General features: G+C 71.5%; 5 protein-coding genes. 4 read left to right on the top strand and 1 reads right to left on the bottom strand.

From position 1 onward, the window contains the following. Nucleotides 1-132 precede the first annotated feature (132 nt). Nucleotides 133-2073 carry a DNA helicase RecQ gene (recQ, locus tag ACFUPX_RS34830; RefSeq protein ID WP_383331990.1) on the top strand — a complete coding sequence of 647 codons (1941 nt, stop codon included), beginning with the start codon at nt 133-135 and terminating at the stop codon, nt 2071-2073. 513 nt (nt 2074-2586) lie between these two features. On the opposite strand, the gene fahA is transcribed toward recQ, so the two are convergent. Then, nucleotides 2587-3891, bottom strand: a complete 1305-nt coding sequence (fahA, locus tag ACFUPX_RS34825) for a fumarylacetoacetase (protein ID WP_383331988.1) — start codon at nt 3889-3891, stop codon at nt 2587-2589. 193 nt (nt 3892-4084) lie between these two features. Here fahA and ACFUPX_RS34820 point away from each other — a divergent pair, with 193 nt between their 5' ends. The 3 genes from ACFUPX_RS34820 (at nt 4085) to ACFUPX_RS34810 (ending at nt 7671) form a co-directional block, all read left to right on the top strand. After that, a complete protein-coding gene (locus tag ACFUPX_RS34820; RefSeq protein ID WP_383331986.1) occupies nt 4085-5341 on the top strand; it encodes an ATP-grasp domain-containing protein in 1257 nt (418 codons plus the stop codon). 78 nt (nt 5342-5419) lie between these two features. Continuing rightward, nucleotides 5420-6637, top strand: coding sequence for an FAD-dependent oxidoreductase (locus tag ACFUPX_RS34815; protein WP_383331984.1), 1218 nt, complete (start codon nt 5420-5422; stop codon nt 6635-6637). 218 nt (nt 6638-6855) lie between these two features. Then, nucleotides 6856-7671: an HAD family hydrolase gene (locus ACFUPX_RS34810; protein ID WP_383331982.1), complete on the top strand. Its 816-nt coding sequence runs from the start codon at nt 6856-6858 to the stop codon at nt 7669-7671. Nucleotides 7672-7688 lie beyond the last annotated feature (17 nt).

The raw sequence follows: 7688 nt of genomic DNA, 5'->3' as shown, positions 1-7688 counted from the left end.
GCACCCCGTCCGACAGGGGTGCCGGGCGGCGTCCTGTGGATAACTGCGAGGGGTGTCGGTGCGGAGCCCTATCGTGGAGGCAGTGGTCGAAGCGCGACGTACGGGGGCAGGGCGATGGACGGGATGGATGGCATGAGCGAGGTGACCGTACCGAGCGCGGTGGCGGAGAGTGACGCACTGCGGACGCTGCACCGCGTCTTCGGGTACGACGCGTTCCGCGGCGAGCAGGAAGCGATCATCGAGCATGTGGTCGCGGGCGGTGACTCCGTCGTCCTGATGCCCACCGGTGGCGGCAAGTCGCTCTGCTACCAGATCCCCGCCCTGGTCAGGCCCGGCACGGGGGTGGTCGTCTCCCCGCTCATCGCGCTCATGCAGGACCAGGTGGACGCGCTGCGGGCGCTCGGCGTGCGGGCCGGGTTCATCAACTCCACGCAGGACTTCGACGAGCGGCGCGTGATGGAGGCCGAGTTCCTCGCGGGCGAGCTCGACGTGCTCTATCTGGCGCCGGAGCGGCTGCGCCTGCAGGGGACGCTCGATCTGCTCTCCCGCGCCAAGATCTCCGTCTTCGCGATCGACGAGGCGCACTGCGTGGCGCAGTGGGGCCACGACTTCCGCCCGGACTATCTGGCGCTCTCCCTGCTCGGCGAGCGCTGGCCCGACGTGCCGCGCATCGCCCTGACGGCCACGGCGACGCACGCCACGCACCGGGAGATCACCGAGCGGCTCGGCATGCCGGACGCGAAGCACTTCGTGGCGAGCTTCGACCGCCCCAACATCCAGTACCGCATCGTGCCGAAGGCCGAGCCGAAGAAGCAGCTCCTGTCCTTCCTCAAGGAGGAGCACGCGGGCGACGCGGGCATCGTCTACTGCCTCTCGCGCAACTCGGTCGAGAAGACCGCCGAGTTCCTCTGCAAGAACGGCATCGAGGCCGTGCCGTACCACGCGGGCCTGGACGGCAGGATGCGCGCCGCCCACCAGTCCCGCTTCCTGCGGGAGGAGGGCCTGGTCGTCTGCGCCACGATCGCCTTCGGCATGGGCATCGACAAGCCGGACGTCCGCTTCGTCGCCCACCTCGACCTGCCGAAGTCGGTCGAGGGGTATTACCAGGAGACGGGCCGCGCGGGCCGCGACGGAGCGCCCTCCACGGCCTGGATGGCGTACGGCCTTCAGGACGTGGTCCAGCAGCGGAAGATGATCCAGGGCAGCGAGGGGGACGAGGCGTTCCGCCGCCGGGCGGCCTCGCACCTGGACTCGATGCTGGCGCTGTGCGAGACGGCCCAGTGCCGCAGGGCCCAGCTCCTCACGTACTTCGGCCAGGACGCGGCCCGGGAGACCTGCGGCAACTGCGACACCTGCCTCGCCCCGCCGGAGACCTGGGACGGCACGGTCCCGGCCCAGAAGGTGCTCTCCACGATCGTGCGCCTCCAGCGCGAGCGCGGGCAGAAGTTCGGCGCGGGCCAGATCATCGACATCCTGCTCGGCAAGAAGACCGCGAAGATCATCCAGTTCGACCACGACCAGCTCTCGGTCTTCGGCATCGGCGAGGAGCTCGCGGAGGCCGAATGGCGAGGCGTGGTGCGGCAGTTGCTGGCACAGGGGCTGCTCGCGGTCGAGGGGGAGTACGGCACGCTGGTCCTGACCGAGGAGAGCGGCTTGGTCCTCGGCCGGGAGCGGGAGGTGCGGTTGCGCAAGGAGCCGAAGCGGGCCGCCGTGGCGAAGGCTTCGAAGGGGGAGCGGAAGGCGAAGTCCGCGGCGGCGGTCGCCGAGCTGCCGCAGGAAGCGGTGCCGGTGTTCGAGGCGCTGCGGGCGTGGCGCGGCGCGCAGGCCAAGGAGCTGGGCCTGCCGGCGTACGTGATCTTCCACGACGCCACCCTGCGGGAGATCGCCACGCTGCGTCCTTCGTCCCTGGCGGAGCTGGGCGGCGTCGGCGGCCTGGGCGAAAAGAAGCTGGCGACGTACGGGGAGGGCGTACTTGAGGTCCTCGCGGGCCTGGACGGCGGCCCCACTCACCCTGAGGAGGCCTCCCAGGAAGCTCCGGAGGAGGAGTGGCCGGAGCCCCCGGACGACTTCTGAGCACCCGAGGCGACGCCCCGCAGGGACGCGAGGAAGACTCCCGGCCGACTTCCAGCACGGCCTCCCAGGGGCGCGGGGAACGGCGCGACCAGCCACGACGGCGCGGCAGCCGAGCGGGCAGGTGGCCCACCCCGGCCGACTTCCATCGCGGCGCGACCAGTACGGCCTCCCAGGGGCGCGAGGAACGGCGCGACCGGCCAGGACGGCGCCGCAGCCGAGTGGGCAGGTGGCCCACCCCGGCTGCCTTTCAGCGCGGCGCGACCAGCATGGCCTCCCAGGGGCGCGGGGAACGGCGCGACCAGCCACGACGGCGCGGCAGCCGAGTGGGCAGGTGGCCCACCCCGGCCGACTTCCATCGCGGCGCGACCAGCATGGCCTCCCAGGGGCGCGGGGAACGGCGCGACCAGCCACGACGGCGCCGCAGCCGACAGAAGGCGCCCGCCCTGCGGAGGGGCCGCTCCCGAGGGCAGGGGGGCCGGGGGTGACCCCACCCCAGGCCCCCGGCCAGCAACCTCAGCGGCCCGAGGCGACCCTGCCAGAAACCTCGCCGAGGCCGACCCGCGTCCCGTCCGGGCCGGGGGCCCACGCCGAGAGGGTCACCTCGTCCCCGTCCTCGAGGAACGTCCGCTTCCCGTCCGGGAGGACAAGCGGGTCGCGGCCGTTCCAGGTGATCTCGATCAGGGAGCCGTACTGGCCCTCGGAGGGACCGCTCACCGTGCCCGAGCCGTACAGGTCACCCGTGCGCAGGGACGCGCCGTTCGCCGTCATGTGGGCCAGCTGCTGGGCGGCCGTCCAGTAGACGGACGAGAAGGGGGGCTCGGAGATGACGTGGCCGTTCAGGGTCACGGTGATGCGCAGGTCGTAGCCGGCGGGCTCGTCCGCGACGGACTCCGCCGAGTCGTCCAGGTAGGGCAGGAGTTCATGCGTGCGCGCGGGAGGCGTGATCCGCGCCGCGTCCAGGGCCTCCAGGGGGGTGATCCACGCGGAGACGGAGGTGCAGAAGGACTTTCCGAGGAACGGTCCGAGCGGGACGTACTCCCAGGCCTGGATGTCCCGTGCCGACCAGTCGTTGAGGAGGCTGAGCCCGAAGACGTGCTCCCTGAAGTCCGCGAGCGGCACCGGGGTGCCCAGCTCCGACGGCGTACCCACCACGAAGCCGACCTCGGCCTCGATGTCGAGGCGGACGGAGGGGCCGAAGACCGGCGCCGTTTCCGAGGGGGCCTTGCGCTGTCCCGACGGACGTACCACCTCGGTCCCGGAGACCACAACGGTGCCTGACCGGCCGTGGTAACCGATGGGGAGGTGCTTCCAGTTGGGGGTCAGCGGGGACGGTGCGTCCGGGCGGAAGATCTGCCCCAGGTGGGTCGCGTGGTGCTCGGAGGCGTAGAAGTCCACATAGTCCGCGACCTCGAAGGGGAGGTGCAGCGTGACCTCCGAAAGCGGGTGCAGCAGGGGGCGCACGACCTCGCGGTGCGCCGGGATCGTCACCCACGCGGTGAGCGCGCGGCGCACGTCGGACCAGGCCGTGCGGCCCGCGGCGAGCAGCGGGTTGAGCGTGGGCCGTGCGAGCAGCGAGACATAGGGCGAGCCGAGCGCGGCGGCAGCGGCGCCCGCGTCCAGGACGTGATCGCCGAGCCGCACGCCGACGCGACGCTCCGGGGCCCCGGCTGCGTCCTCATGGCCCCCGGCCAGGGAGAACACGCCGTACGGAAGATTGTGCGGCCCGAAGGGATGGCCTTCCGCCAGAGCGAAGGGGTCGGCTGCGGAGCGGGCGGAAGGGTTGCTTCCGGCCGGGTCGAGCGGGGTGTGCTCGGACATGCGTACCTGCCTCGCTTTCCATATGGGTGTGCCACACGTTACGTGGGAACCCCTGATTGGGGCAGTGTCTAAAGAGTTCGCAATGTCCGGATAAACCTTGCTGGAGTGGTCAGTTCCGGCTTAGCTTCCTTGGGGGGACGCGGACGGGGTGGGTCCGGGTCATACGGAGGGACACGTGGGGGGACCCGTGGCCATGAGGAACGACAGCGTGCCCTTCGCGGTGGACCGTGAGGTGCCCGGCCTGATCGTGAAGTTCGGCAACTATCCGCTGCATCACGGCGGCGTGGGCGCGATCCGCAGCCTCGGGCGACTCGGGGTGCCCATGTACGCGATCACGGAGGACCGTTACACGCCGGCCGCCGCCTCCCGCCATCTCACCCGCGCCTTCCCCTGGCCCACCACCGGGGCGGAGGAGCCGGAGCGGCTCGTCGAGGGGATGCTGCGCATAGCGCGCCGGATCGGCAGACCCACGGTCCTGATCCCGACCGACGAGGAAGCGGCCGTCCTGATCGCCGAGCACCAGGACGCCCTGAGCGGCGCGGGGTTCCTCTTCCCGCGCGTGGGGCGGGAGTTGCCCCGCCGCCTCGCCAGCAAGCAGGGCCTGCACGAGCTGTGCGTGGAGCACGGCATCGCCTCGCCCGCCGCGTCCTTCCCCGAGAGCTACGGAGAGATAAAGGAGTTCGCCGCCACCGCGGTCTTCCCGGTGGTCGCCAAGAACCGCGAAGCGTTCACCCGCCGCTCCCGCCCGGCGGTGAACGGAACGACGCGCGTAGAGACCCCGGAGGGCCTGCTCGACCTCGCCCGCGACTGGGGCGAGCGGCCCGGAGTGATACTGCAGGAGTACCTGCCGAGGGAGCAGGCCGAGGACTGGATCGTGCACGCGTACTTCGACGAGGACTCGGCGCCGCGCGCGTTGTTCACCGGCGTCAAGGTGCGCTCCTGGCCGCCCCACGCGGGGATGACGGCGAATGCGTACGTCGTCGACAATCCGGAACTCGCGGACCTCGCCGCACGTTTCATCAAGCAGATCGGCTTCACCGGCGTCATCGACCTGGACCTGCGCTTCGACCGGCGCGACGGCCAGTACAAACTGCTCGATTTCAACCCCCGCATGGGCGCGCAGTTCCGGCTCTTCGAGAGCGAGTCCGGGATCGACGTCGTCCGCGCGATGCACCTGCATCTGACAGGGCGCCCGGTTCCCAAGGGGGAGCAGCGCGCCGGCCATCGGTACGTCGTGGAGAACATCGACCTGCCCGCCCTCCTCGCCTACCGCCGCAGCGGGTACACCACGCCGCACGCGCCCCCGCACGCGAGCGGCACGGAGCTGGCGTGGCTCGCGTCGGACGACCTGAAGCCGTTCTTCACCATGCTCGCCCGGTTCGTACGACCGGGAGCGAAGCATCTGTATCAGCTCTGGCGGACCAACAAGCGCGGCAGCAGCACCCGTTGACCCGCCACCACGCACAGCAGGCACAGCACGCACACGAAGTAGGCACACGCATTCAGTGACGTCCTGGGGAGGGACTTCGTGATCCATCCAGTAGCAGTCATCGGGGCAGGGCCGTTCGGCCTCTCCACCGCGGCCCATCTGCGGGCCCGAGGCATCCCGGTGCGCGTGTTCGGCGACCCGATGGTGAGCTGGCGCGCGCACATGCCCGCGGGGATGCTCCTGAAATCGACCCCGGTGGCCTCGAACATCGACGCGCCGCAGCGCGGCCACGACCTCGTCGACTACTGCGCGGCGGCCGGGATAAGACGCCTGGTCACCGACGAGGACATCATCCCGGTCGAGACCTTCATCGACTACGGGGAGTGGTTCAAGGAGAAGCTCGTGCCCGACCTGGAGCAGGTGCGGGTGGTGTCGGTCGACCGCAAGGGCCCGGCGGGCAAGGGCGCGGCGGGCTTCGACCTGAAGCTGGACTCCGGCGAGCAGTTCACCGCCCGCGCGGTCGTCGTGGCGACCGGCCTCGCGGGCCTGGCGCAGCTGCCGCCCGCGCTCGCCGCGGCCGCGCCGGACGGGCCGACCCCCTCGGGGCCCGTCTCCCACAGTTCGCAGCACAACGACCTCTCGCGGTTCGCGGGGCGGGAGCTGATCGTGGTCGGCGCGGGGCAGTCGGCCCTGGAGACGGCCGCGCTCGCCGCCGAAGCGGGAGCGACCGTACGGGTGGTGGCGCGCGGCAAGGGATCGGTGGCCTTCGGAGCGCCGCCGTGGGAGCAGCCGAAGCTGCGCCCCGAGTCGCCGTTCGGCCGCGCCTGGTCGCTCTACGCGATCAGCTACTACCCCCACCCCTACCGCTATCTGCCCCCGCAGGCCCGCCACTTCCTGGTCCGCCGGATTCTGGGCCCGCTGGGCGCGTGGTGGCTGCGCGAGCGCTTCGAGGGCAAGGTCGAGACACACGAGGTGCGCCGCGTGGCGTCGGCGGACGTCCGAGGCGGCAGGCCCGTTTTGAAGGTGGAGGCCTTGGGCGGCCGGGTCCACGAACTCACCGCCGACCACGTCATAGCGGCGACGGGCTACCGGGTCGACGTCGCCGCGATGGACTTCCTGGGCCCCGCACTCCGCGCGGGCCTAGCCACGAGCCGAGGCACACCGAAGCTGGGCGCGGGCTATGCCTCGTCGCTCCCGGGTCTGTACTTCACGGGCCTTCCGGCGGCGGCGTCGTACGGCCCGGTGATGCGGTTCGTATGCGGCACGGAGTTCGCCTCACCTCGGCTGGTGGGACATCTGGCGCGGGCGTACGCCTGAGGGCGGGCCCACGCTCGAAAGCAACCGGGACGTGTCCCGAGTACCGCGCTCCGACAATCAACCGCGCTCCGAGAGCGGGAAGTACTACCTTCGGGCCGGTTCCCGGCGACACGTCCCGGTGAATCCTGCGGGCGCCGGTTGTGCGCCAGCGCACTGCGCGCGTCACAGCTCCTGTCACGTTGCTTTCAGCATCGCCGGGGGTCCGTATTCTCTCGATCATGGCTGCAGCCCTCGCATATTCACTCATCGCCACTGACCTGGACGGGACGCTGCTGCGCGGCGACGACACCGTCTCCGACCGGTCGTTGGCCGTGCTGGCGGCGACGGCCGCGGCGGGGGCGCGTCACCTGGTGGTGACCGGGCGGCCCGCGCCGCGCGTGAAGCCGCTCCTCGACGATCTGGGGGGCGGCGGTCTTGCCGTCTGCGGACAGGGGGCGCAGCTGTACGACGCCGGCGCCGACCGCATGGTCTGGTCCGTGACGCTCGACCGCGAGCTGGCCGAGGCCGCGCTGGGGAAGATCGAGGCCGAGGTGGGGCAGGTCTACGCCGCCGTGGACCAGGACGGCGTGGACGGGCTCACCCTCATCGAGCCCGGCTATCTGATGCCGCACCCCACCCTGCCCGCCGTACGGGTCCAGAAGCGTGACGCGCTCTGGGCCGAGCCCATCAGCAAGGTGCTCCTGCGCCACCCCCTGCTGAACGACGACGAGTTGGCCGCCGTGGCGCGCGATGCCGTAGGGCCCCTCGCCACCGTCACCATGTCCGGGCCCGGCACCGTCGAGCTCCAGCCCCGCGGAGTGACCAAGGCGACCGGGCTCGCGCTCGCCGCCGAGCGGCTCGGGATGACCTCCGCGGACACCATCGCCTTCGGGGACATGCCCAACGACGTGCCGATGTTCGTCTGGGCGGCCCGCGGCGTCGCCATGGCCAACGCCCACCCCGACCTCAAGTCCGCGGCAGATGAAGTGACTTCGTCCAATGAGGACGACGGCGTGGCCGTCGTCCTCGAGCGGTTGCTGTCGGCGCGGGGGTAGGGCGCGTCCAGGGCGCG

It is taken from the genome of Streptomyces sp. NPDC057302, from assembly GCF_042667685.1.
In the GTDB taxonomy this organism is placed as follows: domain Bacteria; phylum Actinomycetota; class Actinomycetes; order Streptomycetales; family Streptomycetaceae; genus Streptomyces.
Note: the sequence above shows the minus strand (reverse complement) of the source record. Positions and strands in the feature narration are given on the sequence as shown.